Consider the following 22,293-nt stretch of genomic DNA (forward strand, 5'->3'; position numbering starts at 1 on the left):
CAGCATGGTCGAGATTTTCACGGTCGGCGGCGGCGAGTACATCGTCAATGTCCTCAACGCCGTTGCCGCCTGGACAGGTGCGGGCGGCTACAAAAGCCTCATTCAGGTCGCGCTGGTGATGGGCATGGTGCTCGCGGTCATAGTGGTCGCGTTCAACCAGGACTGGCGTGCCTGGCTCAACTGGTTCCTCGGTGCGACGCTCATCTACATGTGCCTGATGGTGCCGCGCATGGACGTCCATGTAACCGACCGGGTCAATCCCAGCCTTGCACCGGCAACGGTGGCCAATGTCCCACTTGGGCTTGCCCTGATGGCAAGTTTCACCAGCCAGGCGGGGGACTATCTGACCCGCTCGGCCGAGCTCGTCTTCGGCCTGCCGGACGACCTCAACTACTCGAAGAATGGCATGATCTATGGCGCGCGGCTGCTTGAATCGACGCGCAGCTTGCGCATTTCCGATCCGGAGTTTGCCGCGAACTTCGACGAGCATGTCCGGCAATGCGTGTTCTACGATCTGCTGCTCGGCCGCTATTCGATGAAGGAGCTGTCCGAGAGCGATGACATCTGGACGACGATCGCACCGGGGAGCGCGGCGCGCGCGCAGAAATTCCTGACCCGGCAGGCCGACGATAGCGTGACGGCCTCGATCATCACCTGCCGCGAAGCCTACACCGCGCTGTCGGGGCAATGGGCGAGCCTCATTGACGAGATGACGCTTGTCGCGGGGCGTCAGCTTTATCCGCGCCAGACCGAAGCACTCGCCAAGGCCAAGCTCATGGCCGATCTCCCTATTGCCTATCAGTATCTCACCGGCATCTCGCGCAGCGCGAGCGACATTTTCCGCCAGGTGCTGACGATCAATGCCATGAACCAGGCCATGCATGGCTTTGCAGGGGCGAGCGGAACGGGCAGTATCGACGTCTTTGCGCAGACCCGGGCCGATATTCAGACCGAGCGGACCTATTCCTCGATCGCGCACAACGCGATGAAATGGGTCCCGATCCTCAATGTCGTGCTGACGGTGGTGTTCTACGCGCTGTTCCCTGTCCTGTTTCCGTTGTTCCTGATGCCGCGAACCGGCCCCATTGCATTGAGAGGCTATGTCACCGGATTCTTCTACCTTGCGGCGTGGGGACCGCTCTTCGTGATCCTGCACATGATCCTGATGTTCAAAGGTGCGGGCGATGTCGCCGCCGCTGGCGGCAGCACGGGTCTCAGCCTCGCGACCTTTGCCGGCATGAGCGACGTCAACAGCGATATCGGCATCTTGGCGGGTTATCTTGTCGCCTCGATCCCGTTCCTTGCCGGCGGGGTGGCGCGCGGTGCACTGGCGATCTCGGGCCAGGCAACGAGCTATCTCAACCCGAGTCAGAACGCGGCCGAGGAAGCCTCGCGCGAAGCGAGCACCGGCAATGTCTCGCTCGGCAATTCGAACATCGACAATTCGACGGTGTTTTCCCGCCAGTTTGCGCAGGGCAATCTTGCACCCAACATCGCCTATGGCGCGGCACAGACGCGTGGTTTCAGCGACAGCGGCACGCAGACCACCAGCTTCCCCGATGGCGAGTTCGCTGCTGTCCCGAATTCAAGCTATCCGTTCACGCCGACACTGGGGCAGGACTTTACCGGACGCCTCGGAACGATGGCGAGCCAGAGCCGGACGCAGAGCGAGACCTATGCCAACCTCGCCCAGCAATCGACGAGCTCTGCGCTCACCCGGTTCAGCGAGATTCGCAACGCCTACAGCCAGGGTCAGAGCTCCGACACGGTCAGCGGCGTCGGCACGAACGACAGCATTGGCACGGCATTCAGCGAAGTCGACAATGCTTCAAGGACGCTCCAGCAGCAGTTCGGCCTGTCGCGGCGCGCGTCCGACGACATTACTGTATCCTGGTTCCTAAATGGAGAAGCTTCCGCAGGCGTAGGAGGCAATTTGGGGCCAGCAACTCTTGGGGCCAAGGCGGCTGGCGGTCGCAATCAATCGTGGACGGACAGCGATATCGGAATCGCCTCGGAAGACCGTGGCAGGATCATGGGAACGCTGCGTCAGCTTTCCGACAGTCGCAACTGGTCGAACACGCGTGAAGGCTTCCTGCGCGAGACGAACTCGAGCTCGGTATCGCAAGTGTCGACCAGCTCGTCGGGTCTCAGCCGATCGCTGACCGAAGCCGAAAGCTACACGCGAGAGGCGCGTCGGGCCGAAGAGATGGCCAGCCGCCTCGAGAACCATGCCAGCTGGTACGAGGCCAACAGCGCCGCAGGCACGCTGAACCTGAGCCAGGCCTATCGCGAATGGGGCATGGCCGAGATCGAAGGGAATCGCGACTATTACGGGCCGGTGCGCTTCGATGACATCGAGTTCCAGATGAGCGCGCGCGGCCAGCAGCTGCAATCTCGGTTTGTCGAAAGCTATGCCGATCGGCTGCAGGACGACATCGAAGCCGACCTTTCATTGCCGGACTTCGCTCCTGTCAGCCGCCCCGGGATCGGGAGTGCTGGGCAGGTGCGAGCTAGGGGAACTGTAGGTTCTGCGGGTGGTCCCTCAATGCCCGATGCTCCTGATCGGTCTGACATCACGGATGAGGTCGAGCGGGTTCGCCAGCAGGGTCGTGGAAGGATTGGTACCGTTCGAGGTTACCTGGACCGCCAAACGCAGGGCGCCACGGGCGCAAGCGAGGAAGCGGCAGATGATGTGAAGCAGTGGTAGGGTTCAGAGGACCAGATCGTAGACGATAACGAAGATCACAAATGCTACAAGCAGCGTGAGCACCGTGATGATCTTCGCCCGTCCCCAGGGGTCGGCCCAAGCCTTCCTCCAAGAGTATGACGTTAGGCGATTTTCGGAGATGGCACGGTCGATCTCTCGTAGACCCTTCCAGTCCGTCTGGTCGTTTTGCTCCTTCTCGTCATCCATTTCCATCACTCCGACCTACATAAAGTCTCAAATTTGATGCATTATCGGTAATAAGCCAATTTACGTCTCGATATTGACACATTAAGTGTCTTCATGTAAAGACGCAAAATCGCTACACAAAGCTCCATATCGGAGATAATGTCTCGATAATGACACATTATGATTCACCAGACCTGCGCCCTCTCTCAGTGCTGCTATCCGACCTCGGGAAGCAGATCGAAGCGTATCGCATATCACGCAATCTCAAGCAGGCCGAGCTTGCGGAAATGGCTGGCATCTCGCGTTCAACGCTCGTCCGCCTGGAAGCCGGCAATGGCGGGACCATCGATAGCCTTGCCAGGATAATGCGTGCGCTTGAAATTGAAGACCGCCTCCTGGATATCATGCCGGACGCCAAGCTGAGCCCGCTCGATCCCCGGTCCGACACCGGCAAGGCGCGGCAGAGGGTGCGTAAGTCTTCTGAAGGTGAAGCTGGCGAGGAATGGAGCTGGGGTGACGAGGCCCCATGACCCGCGCCGTAGTCAATCTCTGGGGTCGTCAGATCGGCGCCGTCCTGTGGGATGAGGATCGCGATGTCGGGGTTTTCGAATACACTCCGGAATTCAGCCGCAGCGGTATCGAAGTTGCCCCGCTCACAATGCCTCTGCGAAGCGGCGTCTACGACTTTCCCGCACTGAATTACGAGACCTTCAAAGGGCTACCGGGCATGCTGGCAGACAGCCTGCCCGACAAATTTGGCACCGCGCTGATCAATCGTTGCCTTGCCGAGCAGGGCCGCACAGCCGACAGCTTCGATCCGGTCGAGCGCCTTTGTTACACCGGCCGCAGAGGCATGGGCGCGCTCGAATTCGAACCTGCCACCGGTGAGCGCCGTGAACAGGGTCGGCCGGTCGATATCGCCCCGCTCGTAGAGCTCGCCAACAGGGTCATTGCTGCGCGTGAAGAACTGGCCGGTGTGCTCAAGGGTGAAGATGATCATCGCGCACTTCAAGAGATCCTGCGCGTCGGCACCTCTGCTGGTGGTGCCCGGGCCAAGGCCGTCCTCGCCTGGAATGAGGAGACCGGAGAATTCCATTCAGGGCAGCTGACCGCAGGACCCGGCTATACGCAATGGCTGGTCAAATTCGATGGAGTGTCGGGCAATGCCGACAAGGAACTCGCCGACCCGATGGGCTTCGGACGGCTTGAATACGCCTGCTATCTGCTAGCCCGAGAGGCTGGCATCGACATGGCTCGCTCTCGTCTGCACGAAGAAGGCGGGCGGGCACATTTCATGACCCAGCGATTCGACCGCACGCCTGACGGCAAGAAGCTCCACATGCAGTCGCTTTGCGCGATGCGCCATTTCGATTTCAACCTCGCTCGGGCCTACAGCTATGAGCAGGCAATTGAGACCATCCGCATGCTCGGTCTCGGACGCGAAGCGATCAGGGAGCAGGTGCGCCGCGCGCTGCTCAATGTCTTCATTCGGAACCAGGACGACCACACCAAGAACATCGCCTTCCTCATGGACAGCGCGGGTCGCTGGAGCCTCTCGCCCGCATTCGATGTCGTCTACGCCTACAATCCTGACGGGGACTGGACCAACGAGCACCAGATGTCTCTGGCCGGTAAAACGGATGGCTTCGAACTCGATGACCTGCTGGAGTTCGGACGCTTTGCTGACCTGAAACCTACTGAGACCAGGTCGATCATCGACACGATCCGGGCCGCAGTCAGTAACTGGAACAGGCACTGCAATACCGCCGGAGTGGAAGACGACATGGCATGTAAGGCTAGGCGCGGATTCCGCGATATCGGCTGAGAAGCCGACAGGCCGGGCGATCGCCTACAGCTGCTTGTTGAAACTGAAATGTCTGCACTTGCCCGTGGGGAACTTTCATGACATCCCGTCGCCACAACCACCCGAGGCAGACATATGCAATCTGAGTTCCGAATTCTACGCTGCCGGGCCGGGCTCTCGACCGAGGAACTCGCAGAAAGACTGGGTTACTCCGAACGGGAGATTTTCCGCTGGGAGTCCGGACAGATCAGACCTCGCAAAGTCGTGCTCGACTGGCTGCGTGAGCGAGCCGATACAGTCCCGACACACACAAATGCGGGGGGGTTCACATTCATTGACCTCTTTGCCGGCATAGGAGGACTACGCCGGGCTTTTGACGGCGTAGGCGGCCGCTGCGTATTCACGTCTGAATGGGACAAATATGCACAGCTTACTTATCACACCAACTATCCGGACAACCGGCCAATCGCCGGTGATATTACCAAAGTCCCCGTCGATGAGATTCCTGAGCACGACGTTCTCCTCGCAGGCTTTCCTTGTCAGCCATTTTCAATCGCTGGGGTGTCAAAAAAGAATGCGCTGGGCCGGAAGCATGGGTTCCTTGACGAAGCTCAGGGAACGCTGTTCTTCGATGTTGCGCGGATCCTGAAGGCTCACAGACCACGCGCATTCCTGCTCGAGAACGTGAAGAATCTGAAAAGCCACGACAAAGGACGGACCTTCGAGGTCATCCGCAAAATTCTGGAGAAAGACCTCGGATACGAGCTCCATGTTCGCGTTCTAAACGCACGTCATTTTCTTCCGCAGAACCGTGAACGGATAGTGCTCGTTGGCTTCCGCGAAAAAAGTGGATTCGACTGGGCGGACTTGAAGCTTCCGATTGAAGGCGAAGCGCGGATGCGATCGGTACTGCATCCCGAGAACGGCAGCGAAATTGCAGAATCGCACTATACGGAGGGAGAACTTGCGACGGTCAGTGCCAAGTATACCCTGAGCAATCACCTCTGGAAATATCTCCGTGATTACTCAGCCAAGCATCGTGCAGCAGGCAATGGCTTTGGCTATGGCCTGGTAGGCCCGGACGACACCTGCAGAACGCTCTCAGCGCGCTATTACAAGGACGGCTCTGAAATTCTTGTGCAGCAAAAGGGACGCAAGAATCCCCGACGGCTAACCCCGAGGGAATGCGCAAGGCTGATGGGTTTTCCCGACACGTTCCGGATCCCTGTTTCCGATACGCAGGCGTATAAGCAGTTCGGTAACTCGGTGGCAGTGCCGGTGTTTAGCGAGGTCGCAAGGATCATGCGTCCGCATATAACCCGGGAAGCAGCCCCGAACGATGAGGTGGCTGTCCGGGAGTATGCCTGACGTCCATGATCCCGCGACGAGAAGCCGTAACATGGCGGCTATCAGGGGAAGGGACACGAAGCCTGAACTTCTGATTCGGAGTGGCCTTCACCGGCAGGGTTATCGCTTCAGGGTCAACCGGAAGGATCTGCCCGGCAAGCCCGACATCGTCCTCAGCCGGTTTCATGCAGTTATCTTTGTGCACGGCTGCTTCTGGCATGGTCATGATTGCCATTTGTTCCGGCTTCCAGGTACACGCACCGAATTCTGGGCGGCAAAGATCGGCGCCAATCAAGAGCGGGACAAAGTTGTCGGATCAGCGCTGCTTTCGGAAGGATGGCGCATTGCCACCGTCTGGGAGTGCGCGCTCAAGGGAAAGAGCAGAATTGAACTGAAGGAACTCCTGACGCGGCTGACATCCTGGCTCAGGGGTGATGAACTACTGCTCGAAATCAGAGGCCAGGATGTAAAATCCATGCGTGCCTCGTCAATGCACCCGCCGGAAGCCACGGAGCCGGATCCTTCCGGCAGGTAACTGAGGGTCCGGATCAATGATCGGGCTCACGACGGGAGCTTTGCTGATGGCTCTTTTCGAGCGCCTGTCGTTCGGGTAGCCGCTCAGCACTGCCCAGATCGTTGGTGCTGCTTTGCCGATGTCGCGCACCGTCAGTCGCCATTTCCAGGCAAGATTCTCCGAGAATTCTCCGTAGTTGTCCCGGGCACTTTCGTAGCTGGCCCGGGCTTCGTCCCAGTATTCCAGCCAGAGGTCATCCAGCCATACAGGCAGCTTGCTGAAGTCGTGACCGATCAGCACTCCATTCAGAAAACTCAGAAACACCGTTTCTTCGCGTTTGACCGTGGGCAGATGGGTATCGAGGGCGTCGGCGACAGCCTGCAGTGTCATCTGGCTCCCAAGAGTGCGGCTCGTCCTGAGACGGTAAATTTCGGACGCGCGCTTCGTAACGCGGCACGCGGTCAGCAAGTCACAGACGGTGTCGCGAAGTGTGGCGACGAACTCAGCGGCATTGACCGTTGGCGAGGCTGGCAGACAGCTCAGTGCGTTGGCTGTCCGGTATGACGGCCAGTCGATCAGACCATCATCACGGAGGCAGGAGGCCAGCTGATTTGCATGCATCGCAGCCACCTCGGCCGCCTTTCCTCCCTTTGCCCCCAGGCTGCCGGCGCGCAACCTCGCGACGATATCCCCTACAGTTTCTGATCCGGCTTCAGCCAGACGCTCAACGTATCTGCCCAGTCTGAGTCGGTTCAGTGGGAGCCCGACCACTTCCCCCCTCAGATCGCCGAAAAGCCGTGGATCGACACGACTCGCTGCCCGAAACTCACCGGACATCTGCGGTTCGCCGGTGACGATCGCAAGGATGATCGGGAGCTGTGCTATGACCGCATGATTGGGCACCTCCCATTCAGCGGAGAGGGCCTCTACGAAATCTGTGAACTCGATTTCCTCAAGGTGGGAAAGACGGTCAGCAGCCCGTTTCCACCAGATCGAAAACTCCGGACGGAAATGTATTCCCAGCGTTCCATAGGTCTCGTTAAGTAGCCCGCCGGTCAGCTGCCCCAGCAGCTTCTTCTCCTTCTGTCGGATCCTTTCGCGGGTGACCGGAGGGCTGGTTGTCGCAGCTATTTCATCGAGCGTCTTCTGCCGTTCCGGGGGCTGACAGATGCGTTCGCGAAGAATTGCTGAAAAGGTTTCGTCTGCGAGATTGTCGGCGACCTCTTCGATAAAGTCCGGAAGGGAAGCCAGAAAGTCTTTACCCGAGCGCGGCCGGCCCTCATGCGGCAGGAGCGGGATACGCGTGGTTTCGCAGTACCTGTCCCAGTCAGTGCCCGTCTCAGCATCCGAAACATCAATCAGCGCTTGCCGGTTTTCACATAGCAGATCGGCTGTACGCCAGCCCACTGTGGGGATCCGGATGATCTGCTCCCTGGTTACGCTGGCGAGATCGCCGACGGTGCGGAAACCGGCCCTCTCCAGCGTTGCAGTCTTCACACCAAGGTGAAGGACACCGATCGGGAGATTATCCACCGATCCAGGTTGTCGGATGCTACCCTGGTGCTGCGCTCCTGGCGGATCTACCGGCTCTCCAGCTTCTCTAATGTACACGGCGCCAGCCTTTCAGGCGGACCCTCACCGGTGCACCCGCCTCCTCGCCTTGACGCGACTCTTCCTTCCGGACTGACACAGAATAGGTCAGACTTCCCGGAGATCCGGTAAGCACGAGTACATCGCCTTCCGTCGCGCCAACAGCGCGGAAAAACTTGGTCATATGGGTGATGCGGTACTCGTCCCTAGTCCCGCCTTCATCATGAAGCCTGTTGTTGTAGTAGATATAGCGGAAGCGCCAGGTCACACCCGTGTCGTCCGTCATTTCCAGCCACGCATCGGGGTTCTTCTGCGCAGGATCGAGGAACGGAAGCAGCGCGATCAGATCCGTCTGTGATTTCGGTATGTGTATTCCTGCCTGATGACCTCCGGTTTCTCCGGTGTCGTTCGCCGTCAGCGGCTTCTCATATGTCTGACTGCTCATCAATTTTCTCCGCCGGGCCGGATTGAGAGGGCCCGCTTCAGATCATCGGCATCACGTGATGACACCGGGACTGCTTCGTTGCCAAGTTCGCGACGCCACTGAGATCGGTCAATCATTACCCGTTCGACCGTGTCCTCGTAAAACAGCCGGTAGATATAGACAGGTTCGGTCTGCCCGCGCCGGTGCGCGCGGGCGCTTGCCTGGGATTCAAGCGCAGGGTTCCATGCCTGTGTGAAGTGAATGACTACAGTTGCAGCGGTTATGTTGAGTCCCGCACCCGCCGCCTTTGGATTGAGTACAAGACAGCCCGGCCCATCGTGGCCGGAGAATGCGTCAACGATTACCTGCCGTTCTTCCTGCGGCGTGGACCCATTGATCGCCCCCCAGAATGCATCCGGCAGCCGTCCCTGCGCTGCCTCACGGATAATCTCGCCACAGCGATTGAAAATTGCAAAGAGGAGAACCTTGCGTCCGCTCCTGAATGCCTCTTCGAGAATGGCGATTGTGCGCTCCACCTTCGGTGTGAAGAGCGGCATTCCGGCTGACGGATCGATCCTCGCGTCCTGATCTCCGTCGGGATCGCCGGATCCCTGCAGCCAGGGATGGGCGCAGAAGAGCTGCAACTGACCTGTCGCGACGAGATTGCCTGCCACAGGGTACTTCTCAAGCGTCTCGGCCAGTACTTCATCATAACGCGGGGAAAGCTCATCGCCGAGTTCGAGTGGCAGATCGATATCGATGCGCTCCGGAAGATCGCCGGCGACATCACTCACCTTTCGGCAGAGAACCACGGGATCGGTCAGCCGAGCCAGATTCTTTGCCGATTCCTCGGAGTCCGGATGATCGGCTTCAAAGTCCTCCCGGCTTCCCAGCAATCCAGGTATCGCGAGGTCGGCAAGCGACCAGAGATCCAGCAGCGATGTCTCGACCGGCGTCCCTGTCATCGGAATGGTTCGCTGCCTGGGAATCCTCCCAATCGCCTGCCTGCGCCCGGAATCGGGGTTTTTCAGAGCCTGCGCCTCATCGCAGATCAGCCATGACCAGGTCATGCCTGCAAAAATGGATATATCGTTGACCACAGTGTCGTAGGTTGAAAGCACGACCTGGGCCCGCTGCAGACCCGCGGTGATGCCGGTTCTGTTGTGTCCGCGGTGGATGAGAACAGAAAGCTCGGGCGCAAACTTCATTATCTCCTTCCGCCAGTTGGCGATCAGGCTCGTCGGGCAGATGATGAGGGCTGGTCGTGACGTTTCCGGTTTTTCGCAGAGCAGCAGGGCAATGATCTGGATGGTCTTTCCGAGCCCCATCTCGTCAGCGAGAATGAGGCCGCCGGTATGCCGTATGGTCTGGTCCATCCATGCTACGCCCTGAGCCTGATACGGGAACAGAGTCGCATGCAGACCCGGAATGTCCTGATCCGGGCGCAGGTCGGCAGCAGCCGATTGCGCTGAGTGGAAGACGCTCTCTTCAGCTATGACAGGTATGTCGGGATTACGCAGCCGGACAAGACGCACCACATCGGGAAAGCTGAGCGTTTTCGGCAGCTGCCCGCCCAGCATCTGCCGGACTATGGCCGGCGTATCGTGAGGAAGTGGGCGGATTACATTTCCGTCGGCGACCCAGTTGTAATCCGGGCCGGGCGCGTCCCAGACTTTCTTTTCCCCCCGCACAGTTCTGGTGCCAGCAACGTGGATCGCAAAACCAGCACCCTCTTTCCGGATCCGGATTTCCGGCTGCACAATTCTTGACGACAGCTCCCAGCCCTGGGGAGGTGCCGCTGAAATCTGCCTGAAATCGGCAGGAAGTGATGCAGGCCCGTCAGTCACTGGACAGCCTGCTTCTGAGTTCTGCTGGTGTCCACGGAACAGGGCGCCTTGTGTGGACCGCGCGATGACAGTTCGGGCAAAGTGGTATCAGGTCTGTTGCCGGATCGTATGGTCTGGGTTCCCCGGAAAGAGACAGAGGCTGCAGGTGGTGCACTTCAATGATAGCCCCGGCATCGCCATAGAGTTTGCCGGGAATAAGACTGCAGATCTTGCAGACGGCGCCGTGGATACGCAGGCAGAGCAGACGATTGCGTGGGTTCCGTTCGCGCCGGCGTACGACGGTGAGTTTAACGGCGCCTTCAGTCAGTGCTTCCTGATCAGACGGCGCGCTTTCCTCGATCGGGTCGTATCCATAAAGTTCTGCCATTGCGGCAAGAACAGGGATGACGAGCTCACGACAGGTCTCCGCAACGGAATCATCGTCAAACCGGCTCTCGATACCCCGCTTCTCTGCGATGATCGTGAAACTGCCATTGTCGATCGTCCAGCCCTCGGTAGTCTGACCGTTACCGATTTTCAGATCCGCGCTCGACGCTACTGAGGCGACGAGCGCCCTTGCAAGCTGAACTTCTTCTGCGCTTGCCTGCTGCATCTGCCGGATCGTATCAGCTGCAAAATTGCCGAATGCCAGCTTCGCTTCGAAGCGGCGCAGACCCGTCGGCCGAAGAGTGACTATCGGGCTGTGAGAGCGCTCAAGGTCTGCAAACCAGAGCCTGATTGCTGTCTGCACTCCGGACCTGTCTTCCTCCAGACAAATTGCAGCGCCGGTTCCCTCCTCGACTTCCCGGCGGATCAGGGCCTGCTTCTCGGCAAGCATCTCAGTCCCCTTCTTCGTCCCCGGCTTCTGTCAGCTCTTCGTCGTCGGGCAGAGGCACTTCACGCAGCAGCTTCTTGAGATTGGTCGAAATCTCGTTGCGAATGTCTTCGAATATCGGCTCAAGGTCATCGTTGGTGTTGTTCTGCTCAGCCACAGCAAAAGCCCACAGCAGCAGATCCATGCCCTCAACTGCATAGCCGCTGGCGGCAGCCCTCTGATAGATTTTCAGATAGAAGTCGTGGTGCTTGTTAATGCGGACGCCTGCCACGAAGCCTGACTCGGCATCGCTGCGCATAGCCGGCTCCCAGAGATCGCCGGACGTGATGGTCTCAACAGCTTCAACGTGAATACTATCCGGGTTTACGTGCGTATCCACGGGCACCCGGAGCTTAATGCCTGCACCGCGATTGTTGTTGAGCGTAGCGGTTTTCTGACCCGCGTCGGCAGACTGAACGTCCGGCTTTTTGGTCGAAGGCGTATTGCCGATGACCTTATTCGCGCTGCCGTGATCGACGCCGCGCTCCACCGCAGCTGCTTTCTCCTTGCGCCGGTAGCGGTTGCCTGCTTCGCGATAAGTCGGCTGAAGAAGGGTCTTTAGAGCTTCCTCAAGAGCCGGGTCGAAGAGAATTTTCGACTTCTTGACGTCGACTTTGAAGGCCTCGTCAAGCTTATGAGTGAAGTCGAACTCGACGCGCAACAATGATGTGTGCGGCTCAACAGCGCCAAACACGCCGAGCCAGCCACCCTGCTGGATCACACGGCCTTCGCGATGAATGTAAAACCCCTGACCGCGGTTGGTGATATTCGCGACTTTCTGCTCGTCTTTGGTGAGATCCCGGCGGTTGGGCAAAATCCACGCCCTGATTTGCGCTGTTTCAACAGACCCGTCTTCCAGTTCGATCTCAAGCTTCTGCTGTTCAGGAGAGAGGACTTGATCGGCCTTTTCAGGATAAAACGGGTTCCACGGTCTGACCTGCTCGCCATTTACGCTTATTGAAACGTGCCTCTCACGATCGTCCCCCTCGTCGAGGAAGCGATAATAAATAAGAGCGACATGGTCGATCAGCCGCTCACCCAGCCTCCTGATTGCAGCCTGTTCCCTCGCGCCGCCAGGATCGTCATATTCCTTCGACAACAGACGGTCACATTTGGACCAGACTACTAGCGTGCCCTTGTCACCACAAAGCTCTTCAAAGAGCTCATAGTCGTCTGCGGTCATTTCTTCGCGGAGCATTTCCCACTGGTTCTGCTCTTCGACATGCTCGAGGTCCCAAGCGAGCTTAGCGAAGTCAGCCTCGTCGGACTGGCGGGAAATAACCGTAAACCGGAGGCAAACCGAACTGGATGCCGTTTTAAGGCCAAGACCGAATTTGCCGAGGCTCGCAAGATTCGCTCTGGCGGGTGCACCGTAACGCATGGCATTAAATAGCATTTCGCCGTTCATGCCGTCCCCATTGTCACCGAAACAGACAAACTTCCGACCATCTTCAGCCAACTCTATCCGAACATTTACTTCAGACGCATTCGCAGCGATGGAATTGTCAATGATATCTGCTGCTGCAGTATTAAAACTGTAGCCGGTGTCACGAAGGCCGTAGATGAGCCTAGGAGCATCGGGTTGGTTGATAAGATCGTTCATTGGGCACCAGTCGGTTCAGAATTGCGGGGGATGGTGTAGGTCATTGTTATTAAGAAGGCCAAACCTCTGCGGTGGCAATCCACGCTCAATTGGCCCTGACGTTCTTCACTGCAAAATAGCTTTCCCCAACGCCGGCGACCGCAGTCGATGAGCGTAGGAGCTCACTCGCCTGCGCAGCGGGTGCCGAACGAAAGTCATGCCGCGGCGGGCTACCCGCTATGCGCCAATATCCAAACCCTTGGTCGAGCAGCACGAGGACCTTTTGACCATCGACGTATTCAAGCTCGAGCTTGCGGCCGTGGTCGGAATTTTGCGTGACCTGAAGATCGACATCGAGGCCAAATTTTTCTCCCAAAAGCTCGGCTACTTCCGCTCGGTCATCCTCATAAGTCCAATCGTGTTTGATCTGATAAGGACTACGATCGTTCTTTAGTGGCTGAACCAGGATATCGACTTCAACGGGACTATCCGCCTTCAAGTCAGCGGATAGAGCTTCGCACGTCCGCAGGAAGAGGAGCATGGTCAGCGGAGAGTTCAGGTAGCGGTCGGCGTAGGTGATCCGCACAAGACTGCCAGGCCTCCAAACACCAGCCGCTTCCATCTGCTGTTTCAGTTTCGAGCCAAAGCGTTTGCCAAATTGGCCAACCGGGCATTGCCCAAAACCTTGCATCAGCTCGACCTGATCACCAGCCGCAACCTGTCGCTCCAGATCATCCGGGTTGATCGGGCTGTAGGCGGTGGGGCCGCTGAGAGTACCGGCAACGACAGCATGCGTATCACCCAGACCCCATCGCTCCCCCGGCTGCGCCGCGTTCGCATCGCGGGAGAAGAACCCTGTGGTACGATCAGACGAGATCAATTCGGCCAAGCGTTTGCTCTCAAAGGGTGCGTCTTCTCCTTTGCCCAGGGCCAAAGAGAATTCGAACCGCACCGAGGCATCGCGCAAAAAGCGCCGTTCGACCTCTTCGAGCTTATCAAAGGAACTCGGATCAAGCACGAGCGTCACCGGAACGCCGCGGGCCGAGGCGGCAGAAAAGAAGGTGCGCATCTTGGTCGAAGTCAGCTCTGCAAGATCGAACACGGTGGGCAACAGGACCGAAATGCTGTCTCCGCTTCGCGCTCTCAAAAGGAGTGTGTTTGCCGCGTCATTGATTGCCCTAGCATCGGGGACCGCACGATCTTCCTGCGGCAGTTCAGCATTTGTCTCGAGAAACGCTTGGACCGCGAGGTGCGCAGACCGCCGGTCGAGACGTCCCTGCTGCTTGTAGAGATCGGCAGCGAGGACGCAGGCCGAACACCCCATCTCGCATTCCTTGGGGCAATCGAGGACGCGGGCCGCTCGCTCGAAGACATGATAGATGTCGTCGAGAAGTCTCGGAGCGTATCCGGCACCTCCAGATGCCTCATCGAAGATATAGACCGACGGCACTCTGCGACCGAGCTTGCCGTCTCGAGCTGCCACAGAAATTCCAAGCTCGCGCGGCTCGATTCCAAGCCAGCGCGCAAGACTCTCCCGCAAGGCTGCGCCAAGCGCCCAGGCCGCACCGTCACTTTCCAATCCAGGCAATTGCAGCTCTACGACATCGGTTAGAACTTCATGGCCCAGCGCAAGAGCGCTCGTGATCGCATAACCTTCGTCATTGCCCGGGCAACGATCTATCGCCCTTCGATCTCTCGGCGTAAGTGGCCAATGGTCTTTGAGAGCGTCTGTCCCAGCATCCCCGGCGCGCCCACATTCCAGGCAAATCTCGTAGCCCTTGTCATTGGGTCCGCGAGAGTGATGGTAGATGTAACCTTCATGCGAAGCCCGGATCCGACCGGTTTCAGGCTGCAGCATGGGTTGCCACAGGGCATCACCGACACTGACCTTCGGGGACTTGGGTTCGATGTAGACAGCCTGATCGGTGTCGGCATGCGGCTGCGCATTCCAGTCGACGCGGAACCCAGCCGGTTCAAGAAACTGCTCAATGGTAATGCTTCGTTCGCCGCAATGGGCACACTGGTCCGGCATCTGGTGGTCGCTGCCCGCCCCGCCACAATGGTCGCACCACCAGGCCCAACGAAGGTTCTGCGGCTCACGTTGGCCACAGTCGATCGGGCTAAGCCAGTTGAGGGTGACTCCGGCCGATTTCCAAACAAGCCCGTCTACGACGACCTCTGCCCCCGGGGCATATTCCCGAATGGCGATATCGGCGTTGCGCGTCGGGCATTCATAGCGCCGATCACGTGCACCTTCCTCTTCCGAACGATTGCGATCCTGCGCCTTCTGGGTCTCGGCACAGAGGGTATCAAACGGGACAACTGATGTCGGAAAACCGCTTCCAGGGATAAGCGAGCGATTGGCGAGCTCCTTCAAGAGGAACTCCTTGCATAACCGCCGCGCCTGAAAATCGATCGCCTTCTTTGCGGCCCCCTCGAGCGCGTCCGAATCTTCTTTCAAGCGCTGCCATGTACGCCGGAAATTCGCAGCTTCCTGCCCAAACATCTCCGCCGTATGCCCCCGGATTTCGCTATCGTATTCGAGACCTGTTCCCCTGAGGAGCCGCAGCAGACCCTCTTCGGTTGCGGATGCCGTTGTTGGTAGATCGAGCCATTCGCAAAAGGCATCCACGGGAGCGAGACCTTCGAAAGGGCGAAGGTCAGCGCGACAGCCGAAGAAATCTCCGGTCTTGGTCCGGGCAAACTCCCCCTCAACTTCGCGAAACCAATGAGCGAGAAGATAGGCGTTCGCGTGACGTTGCGCGATCCGATCAGAATCAAGCGAAACGCGCGGCGATGCGAGCTTGCGGCGCAAATAGCCCGCAGGATCGGCAAACGTTTCAAGATCGAGCGGTGTATTGCGGGCAATTGTGAGACTTGTCGAAAAGCCCTGTCCGCGGCGGCCTGCGCGACCGGCACGCTGATTGTAGTTGGCGATCGAGGGTGGAACGTTGGTCATCAGCACTGCTTCGATCGAGCCGATGTCGACACCCATTTCCATGGTGGTCGAGCAGGCGAGCAGGTTGATATCGCCTTCCTTGAACTGCTCCTCGAACTCCCGCAGTCGGTGCGGGGGCTGCTGGGCACTGTGTTCCTCGGCCCGCAGATAAGGCGTGGCGAGCGCGGCCTGATCGTGCCAGTTCATCCAGATGCCACCCTCGCGAAGGGCCGCGACATCTTCGTTGGTCTGGAGCCAGGCTGCGATTTCCTTTTGGCCATCCACTGCGAGAGGCCTTGTCCTTGGGAGACGCGGAAACTCGATTTCACGCGCCGGCTTGTTAGCGAAAATCTTGCCAGCACTGACTAGGTTGGGTGACCTGCCAAAGACCAGGCGGGGCAGGACACGCCGGGTCAAGGGGCATTGCCAAGCCTTGCCAACCGCTTCGACCTCGGCGGATTTTTCCAACCGCAGGCTGAATGTACCACCAACACCCGACAGAAGGGGAGTCAGCTGATTCCAGGCGGCATGCATGATCTGATTGATTTCATGGCGGTCGCGCTGAGAAGTAAGGTCAAGGTTCAGAGCTGACGCCAAGAGAAGAATGGAGTCGGGCTGACGCCCCTTGGTATTGACCAAAGGCCAGGAGACGTCGCGCTTGGCGCCAGGGGGCTGGTCGGGCCCGATCACATTGCGAGGCCGCGCGCGCCCAGGCATCCAGCGCGCATCACCGTCGTCCACTTCAATGGCAAACTGGCCGCGAAGATAGTCGACCATGTAGTAGAGGAAGCCGCGCCAATCTTCGATCGAATAGCCCTTCTGGCCGACAAGCTCAGGTAGCTTATCCGGTCCAATCCGCTCGATATCCGGGAAACGGAGCCGTGCCAGGCCAAGCGTCTCCATCGCATTGGCGTTCCGCGGACGACGGGCAAGTTCGCGCAAGAGCATGAAGCGGGCCAGGGCTTCCTTGTTATCGTGAAACCGTTCGCTGCGATCGAGGTCCCAGACCTTGGCCATCATGCCAATCGCCGGCTCAGAAGCGAGCCCGGATACGAGGTCCTTCCAGGATATTCCGGTTGCCGCGCCGCCCGCGAGCTCCGCGTCGATCTTGGCGATATCATCCTTGAACGCAGGCATGTCTGCCACGAGGTTCGCTAGAGCAGCCTTCTTTTTGAGCAGCTCTTCCCTGCGCTCTTCGGTCAGGTCGCTACCCTGGGCAGCCTTCTGAACGGCATGGTAGATAAAGCCGCGAACGAAGCCCCGCTCACCGTTGGTTTCAATATTGGCAGCAAAGCGAGCTGTTCCCTGCCTGCTGTCCGAAAAGCTGATCAGCTGACGGCCATCGAACGGCAGGGCGTGCTCCGCCTGATGTGGCGACACACCCTCAAGGAGGATCGGTGCTGCATTCTGGGTGAGGAACGGTGTGCCAAAGCGAAAGGGAAAGACCGCCGGTCGCCCGCGCCGCTTGTTTCCGAGACAGGCCGGGCAACGTCCTTCGTCCAGCTGGGTCAGATGAAAATGCCCCGCCTCGCCAGTAAACTCTCCGCTGGATACATCGAAAGCGGTCGCGGTCGCTTCGGATTTCGGGTTGATAGCAATCAGACGCGGATGGCCGATCCCCTCGTGCTCATCTTCATCTTCGTCATCATCATGATCACGGTCACGATAGCTATCTTCGCGAAACTCATCTGCATCATGATCACTTCGCCGCGGTACGATCCTGTCGCCCATGTCATCGGCCGGGAGGAAGGGCTCGCCACAATCGAGGCAGTTCTGAATTTCGAACACCATCGACTGGCAATGCGGACATTGATCCCGATGGTCGAAAAGTACGGCGCCAAATGGCCAATCCTTGGGCCGCATCTCACCCGGGCAATCGACATTGATGCAGGTCCAGAGCCCGGCAACTGCCCGCGTGAAGCTGTGCGCTCGCATCGGCAGGACAGGCTTCGCTTCGCTTGCATTATGGGCCGACAGATCGAGCAAAATCCTTTCGGCGTCCGGCGAGAGCGCTTTGAGCGAGGCCAGGGTCTGGGGCTCACCTTCCAGCCTCTCGGCAACCGACGAAGCTGCCGGATTATCGGACGCTGTCAGGACTTTCGAGAGATCGACCGGCTGCGGCTTTCCAACAACGACATGCGCCCGCTCAAGCGGAACGCCAGCAATGTCGGCAAGGAATCTCTGAAGGTCTTCGCGGGCCTTCTGGTCGTCCGCAGAGCCGATGGTCGCCGACGTCGCAACGAACCGGACCTGATCGGGCGTCACATCGAATGCGTTCATCACACGGCGAAGCAGGAGCGAGAGCTCCGCCGCTGCCGAGCCGATGTAGCTATGCGCCTCGTCGATCACGATCCAGCGCAACTTCCTTTTTGATGCATCGAGGATAGGACGATCCTCGCGCCGGATCGTCATGTATTCGAGCATCGTCTGGTTGGTAACGAGGATCGGCGGTGGGTTGGCCCGGAGGGTTTCGCGGTAAAGAACCTGATGCGGTATCTCGTGCTCGGCCTTGTCGCGATTAGACTTCCGCGCCGTTCCCATCAATCCGTTGTAGAGGGCAAAGCGGACATCGCCGCGAAGCGGCTTGGTCCAGGCTGTGAGGCGCTTCTCCTGGCTCGCGATAAGAGCGTTCAGCGGATAGAGCATGAGCGCCCGAACCCCTGTCAGAGGACCTTGCTCTGCGGACTCCCGGACCAGATCATCGAGCATCGGAACCAGGAAGCATTCGGTCTTGCCCGACCCTGTGCCGCTCGAAACCAGAACCGATTGCGGCTCTTGCGTGCTGAGCAGTTCCCACGTCGCCAGCTGGTGCGCGTAGGCGGGGTAATCGAAGCGTAGATCAGTATCCGACGTTTGGGTGATCGCTTCGATCGTGCGCTGATGCAGCAGCGCTTGAAGTTGGTTGGCGCTCTTTCCTGAGGATACATAGCCGGGAGCAGCCTGAAAAAGCTGTTCGGAAAGGAGGCTACCGTTTGCTGGGTCCGTACCGGCAAGCGTGCTCCGGAGAAAAGCGTTGAGTCCTTCGTGCCGGATACCCGCCCGCGAGACCACCGCTTCGGCGAGCCCAGTCCTCAGCCGCTGGTGTACCTCCATCGGCGACAATCGGGATGTAGGGAGGGGATCACTGGCGGCCATTCTTGAGCTCCGAAAGGGCATAGCCAAAGGCTTTGGCAAAGTAGTCGGGGTGACGTCGTTCGACGTCCTTGATGGTGAGCACCTGCTCCTTCTCGAGAGAAGCACGTCCGGTAGCGGACAGAGCAGCGGCGAAAGGAGCATCGAAGACCCGCATCAGCGCTTCGACGAAGTTCTCTCTTGGCAGTAGCTCGCTGTAAGCAGGCCGAAAAGGGTTGAAGCCGCCGGCATCCATATTGATGCCCTCGCTTGTATGACTCGTGAAGTGGTTGCGAAGCTCTTCCCAGCTGAGCGGCGAGAAGTCCCGGCAAATGAGTGGCGCAAGCTGCGGCGCACGCGCCGCGATTTCGTTCTGACGTTCCGTGATGTTTGCCAACGCCCACTGAGGGTCATCGAGCCGGCTGACCAGATAATTGCCTTGAGCCTGAAAGGCAGCGTCCCAGGCCTTGATCGGCAAAAGAGACCAGCTTGAGCATAGGCCATCAAACAGCTCGAGGATCGTCGAGAGGTGTTGCTCCTCGCAGCGATAAAGAAGGAGCGGCGCAAGCGGACCGGCAATCTCAAACTTGCTGAAGATTTCGAATGTCTGCGGAGGCAAGCCATTGAGCGACAGCGCCAAGTCCATGACTGCACGAATGGTCTGGGTCGCTTCGGAAGACATGGGCTCGACAGCCAGTTCCTCCGCCAGCCTTACGAGGTCCTCGCGCGCTTGCAAAAGAGGCTGTGCCATTGCCCGGCCGAGCCTGTGTTGCGGCACGTCGTGAACCGGATCGCCGTCGATAAACTTTGGCCGCGTGAGGACGCGAGCACCTTCCCGCAGATAGACGAGCCATGGACCGCGCAATCGCGGCAGTTGAATCAATTGCCCTCCGAGGCCGCCAAGCAATCCGTCAAACGGACCGAAATCCACCTCATTCTCGGGAGCTCCAAGAAAGCGGCCGCCAACGCGGACATCCTCGCCGACAATGGCCGTTTTCGGACGCAGCCCTCCCGAAGGTTCCCACTCAAGAGAATTGCCGAATTCCGTGACGTACCAGTTGTCATTGCTGCCGTTGTGGAAGTCGAGCCGGACCTGGGCATCGATGCCGAGCGGCCGCATCAAGGCGGCAATATCGTTCCGCAGAGCCGACAAGCCCAGTTCGACATCGACCTTCCAACTCGCCTCAAGCGATGCTCCAGCGTGATGGGCAACTTCGCCCATCAGCATCGCACGGCCCGGCGCGCGGGCAACGGTGTCACGAAGATCGGCGAGGCCTACGACAGTATCGCGCCTGAGAAGTTCGCCATCCCAGGTCGTCAGCCATTCTTTCGATCGCAAAGGCACATTGACGTCGAAAGTGGAGCCATGCCTTGGGGTGAGGCGCAAGCCGAGCAGCGCGCGTCGGGGCGGATCGATCCGCACCCGCCAGCGATGGTCCGCAATCGGCGTTTCATCACTGAGCACCGCTTCTCCGGTCCAACCTTCCAAAAGGATTTCCGCATGGGCCGCATTGATCCGCTGGCTGAGTGCGAATTCAGCCGGCAGAACCAGTGCATTCGTGCGGTCTCGAACGTGCTTGGTCGCTCCATCGAGCCAGGCGAACTCGCAATGCCCAGGGCCCGCGTTGACAAGATCATCGCGCCAAGTGCTTTCCCCTGCAAACCGCCAGCCGACCTCTCCACGCGTTGCAGTGCGCCGGGAAACCCCGTCTTCGACTTCTGCATGCAGCGGATGTTTGATCAACCGTTCGCCGCCGGGTGCCTGCACACCGGTCGCCTCTTGGGCGACTATGGTCAGGCGATCCTTACGATCTGCACTCTGTCCCGTCCGCACCAGAAATGCGTCGCCATTGGGCTTCTCGGCAATGATCTGGCCAGCACAGCGGTAGAGCGAACGACCAGGTGCAAAGGCAAAGTCCTCGGCTTCGATCTCGGTATTGCTATCCTTGCCGCGAAGCATCCAATCCTGCGGTACATCTACAAAGACTGGTTCGGCGCGATAACCACCCGACCCCTGACCGATAAGGGAAAACGCGCCTAGCTCCGTGTCTCCGGTCCGCCGCTCAAATATCCGCAGTCCATCCCCAACCGCTTTGCCGCCCGGCAGGACAAAGCTTTGGGCTAGTCTTTCGCCGCGCGCATGGAATTCGGCGGTGACGGAGAGGTCCAAGGGAAAATCGATCGCAGCTTCGCTGCGCATAGCGCGCGCGATCCAGCAATTGCCTGATTCAACCTCCAGGTAAGCCAGCCGACCGGAGATACGGTCTGCCAAGGCACCCGAGGGCTGAAGAAACACCCGAACATATTCTCCTGCGGACAGCACACGATCCTTGTCGTCCCAGCGACCTTCGAGATGGAAATCCAGACTTTCGCGCCATTCACCATCCTGCGAACGTATCAAACGTCCGACCCGGATGCTTCCTGTTCCGGTCAGCTTTCTGGCTTCAAGGAGCGTATCGATGAGGCCCGCAGCTGCCCCGTCGAGCGTCATGGGCAGTTCATCGCGCCAGTCTTCGTAAGCGTGGTCCAGCCGGGCCGAATAAGGGCGACCGTCAACTGGCACTTCCTTGTCGATGAATGCACGAAGCTCGACGATCTTGAGGGCAAGTTCCCCGCAGATTGCGTGCATTTCCGGGCTGCGCCAGATTGAGGGAAGCAAATATTCGTTGCGTTCGCAGATCGAGACAGCGGTAGCGATGTCCTGAATGTCTGCCCCGAGCAGCTCCCCGACTGCCCGCTCTAGGAAACGACGCGGCCAGGTCGCACCGCCTGCGATTGCCGCCGCAGGAAAGCCCCCATGCCGCGCGAGATTGGAGAGACGCTGGTTTCCGTGCGCCGTGATAAGAGGTTCAACGCCCCAGGCATCGAAACCGCGGTCTGCAAGTGCCCGCCATTCCGATTGTGGGAGTTGGAGCTTCAAAACCGCTTCGATATCGGCCCAGCGCTGCATGCCGCCCTGGTAGGAGCGTCGAAACCAGTCTGCCGCCCACATGACGAAAGCTGGAGCTAGCGACGGCCGCAGCAAATCCGATGCGAGATTGGCAGAGAGCTTTGCTTCGATCCGCTGAAAAATTCCCGGTGCGAGCTTGTAGCGGTAAAGCGGCAGTCCGGTGGGGCGAGGTAAACCAAGATCCCCGCAAGTCTTACCCAAAGGATGCGGTCCGCTATCTGCTGCCCTGGCCAGCTGGATCGCGCGGATCATCAGGATACGCGAACCGCCGCTAGCGTGAATGTCATCGGCAATCTTGCGCAGCCGAACCGGGTCGTTTTGCGCCGCGTCGATTTCAGATTTGAAATCGCGTCCTTCCATCCCCGCACTCACCCCCGGCACCTCTCGCAATCACGGATGCCAGACAACACCCTCACTTACCTCAACATCTCTGAACGTTA

The 22,293-nt window shown here is 59.0% G+C and carries 13 protein-coding genes; 5 read left to right on the top strand and 8 right to left on the bottom strand.

The genetic code is table 11. The annotated features are described in order from the left end of the window. Positions 1-4: 4 nt before the first annotated feature. Complete coding sequence (locus AC13F2_RS01720; protein ID WP_482964151.1) at positions 5-2,707, top strand: conjugal transfer protein TraG N-terminal domain-containing protein; 2,703 nt, start codon at positions 5-7, stop codon at positions 2,705-2,707. 3 nt (positions 2,708-2,710) lie between these two features. On the opposite strand, the gene AC13F2_RS01725 is transcribed toward AC13F2_RS01720, so the two are convergent. After that, the gene (locus AC13F2_RS01725) at positions 2,711-2,914 is read right to left on the bottom strand and encodes a hypothetical protein (protein ID WP_482964150.1); all 204 of its coding nucleotides are present in this window, start codon (positions 2,912-2,914) and stop codon (positions 2,711-2,713) included. Between the two features lie 149 nt (positions 2,915-3,063). Between AC13F2_RS01725 and AC13F2_RS01730 the strand changes: the two genes are divergently transcribed. From AC13F2_RS01730 to AC13F2_RS01745, 4 genes are all read left to right on the top strand, one after another. Then, the gene (locus AC13F2_RS01730) at positions 3,064-3,423 is read left to right on the top strand and encodes a helix-turn-helix domain-containing protein (protein ID WP_482964149.1); all 360 of its coding nucleotides are present in this window, start codon (positions 3,064-3,066) and stop codon (positions 3,421-3,423) included. Next, positions 3,420-4,718, top strand: a complete 1,299-nt coding sequence (locus AC13F2_RS01735) for a type II toxin-antitoxin system HipA family toxin (protein WP_482964148.1) — start codon at positions 3,420-3,422, stop codon at positions 4,716-4,718. Before AC13F2_RS01730 ends, AC13F2_RS01735 begins: the two co-directional genes overlap by 4 nt. Before the next feature lie 114 nt (positions 4,719-4,832). Then, complete coding sequence (gene dcm / locus AC13F2_RS01740; RefSeq protein WP_482964147.1) at positions 4,833-6,065, top strand: DNA (cytosine-5-)-methyltransferase; 1,233 nt, start codon at positions 4,833-4,835, stop codon at positions 6,063-6,065. Continuing rightward, positions 6,058-6,579, top strand: a complete 522-nt coding sequence (locus AC13F2_RS01745) for a very short patch repair endonuclease (protein WP_482970442.1) — start codon at positions 6,058-6,060, stop codon at positions 6,577-6,579. The genes dcm and AC13F2_RS01745 overlap by 8 nt, the downstream gene beginning before the upstream one ends. Here AC13F2_RS01745 and AC13F2_RS01750 read toward each other — a convergent pair. From AC13F2_RS01750 to AC13F2_RS01780, 7 genes are all read right to left on the bottom strand, one after another. Next, a complete protein-coding gene (locus AC13F2_RS01750; RefSeq protein ID WP_482970443.1) occupies positions 6,532-8,091 on the bottom strand; it encodes a hypothetical protein in 1,560 nt (519 codons plus the stop codon). The two genes, AC13F2_RS01745 and AC13F2_RS01750, sit on opposite strands and share 48 nt — an antisense overlap. Before the next feature lie 67 nt (positions 8,092-8,158). Beyond that, positions 8,159-8,593, bottom strand: coding sequence for an EcoRII N-terminal effector-binding domain-containing protein (locus AC13F2_RS01755; RefSeq protein WP_482964144.1), 435 nt, complete (start codon positions 8,591-8,593; stop codon positions 8,159-8,161). Next, on the bottom strand, positions 8,593-10,263 hold the full coding sequence (locus tag AC13F2_RS01760; RefSeq protein WP_482964143.1) for a DEAD/DEAH box helicase: 1,671 nt from the start codon (positions 10,261-10,263) through the stop codon (positions 8,593-8,595). Before AC13F2_RS01760 ends, AC13F2_RS01755 begins: the two co-directional genes overlap by 1 nt. 148 nt (positions 10,264-10,411) lie before the next feature. Further along, complete coding sequence (locus AC13F2_RS01765; RefSeq protein ID WP_482964142.1) at positions 10,412-11,236, bottom strand: HNH endonuclease; 825 nt, start codon at positions 11,234-11,236, stop codon at positions 10,412-10,414. Between the two features lies 1 nt (position 11,237). After that, positions 11,238-12,875, bottom strand: a complete 1,638-nt coding sequence (locus AC13F2_RS01770) for an ATP-binding protein (protein WP_482964141.1) — start codon at positions 12,873-12,875, stop codon at positions 11,238-11,240. Between the two features lie 85 nt (positions 12,876-12,960). Continuing rightward, the gene (locus AC13F2_RS01775; RefSeq protein ID WP_482964140.1) at positions 12,961-18,927 is read right to left on the bottom strand and encodes a DEAD/DEAH box helicase; all 5,967 of its coding nucleotides are present in this window, start codon (positions 18,925-18,927) and stop codon (positions 12,961-12,963) included. Then, positions 18,914-22,213, bottom strand: a complete 3,300-nt coding sequence (locus tag AC13F2_RS01780) for an STY4851/ECs_5259 family protein (protein WP_482970444.1) — start codon at positions 22,211-22,213, stop codon at positions 18,914-18,916. Before AC13F2_RS01780 ends, AC13F2_RS01775 begins: the two co-directional genes overlap by 14 nt. Positions 22,214-22,293 lie beyond the last annotated feature (80 nt).

This window comes from Qipengyuania sp. L-5Y, assembly GCF_056859455.1.

What these genes read in the sequence shown, in the direction of transcription:
- AC13F2_RS01720 (WP_482964151.1), top strand. Translation starts at nt 5, where the DNA reads ATGGTCGAGATTTTCACGGTCGGCGGCGGCGAGTACATCGTCAATGTC.
- AC13F2_RS01725 (WP_482964150.1), bottom strand. Translation starts at nt 2,914, where the DNA reads ATGGATGACGAGAAGGAGCAAAACGACCAGACGGACTGGAAGGGTCTA.
- AC13F2_RS01730 (WP_482964149.1), top strand. Translation starts at nt 3,064, where the DNA reads ATGACACATTATGATTCACCAGACCTGCGCCCTCTCTCAGTGCTGCTA.
- AC13F2_RS01735 (WP_482964148.1), top strand. Translation starts at nt 3,420, where the DNA reads ATGACCCGCGCCGTAGTCAATCTCTGGGGTCGTCAGATCGGCGCCGTC.
- dcm (WP_482964147.1), top strand. Translation starts at nt 4,833, where the DNA reads ATGCAATCTGAGTTCCGAATTCTACGCTGCCGGGCCGGGCTCTCGACC.
- AC13F2_RS01745 (WP_482970442.1), top strand. Translation starts at nt 6,058, where the DNA reads ATGCCTGACGTCCATGATCCCGCGACGAGAAGCCGTAACATGGCGGCT.
- AC13F2_RS01755 (WP_482964144.1), bottom strand. Translation starts at nt 8,593, where the DNA reads ATGAGCAGTCAGACATATGAGAAGCCGCTGACGGCGAACGACACCGGA.
- AC13F2_RS01765 (WP_482964142.1), bottom strand. Translation starts at nt 11,236, where the DNA reads ATGCTTGCCGAGAAGCAGGCCCTGATCCGCCGGGAAGTCGAGGAGGGA.
- AC13F2_RS01770 (WP_482964141.1), bottom strand. Translation starts at nt 12,875, where the DNA reads ATGAACGATCTTATCAACCAACCCGATGCTCCTAGGCTCATCTACGGC.
- AC13F2_RS01775 (WP_482964140.1), bottom strand. Translation starts at nt 18,927, where the DNA reads ATGGCCGCCAGTGATCCCCTCCCTACATCCCGATTGTCGCCGATGGAG.
- AC13F2_RS01780 (WP_482970444.1), bottom strand. Translation starts at nt 22,213, where the DNA reads ATGGAAGGACGCGATTTCAAATCTGAAATCGACGCGGCGCAAAACGAC.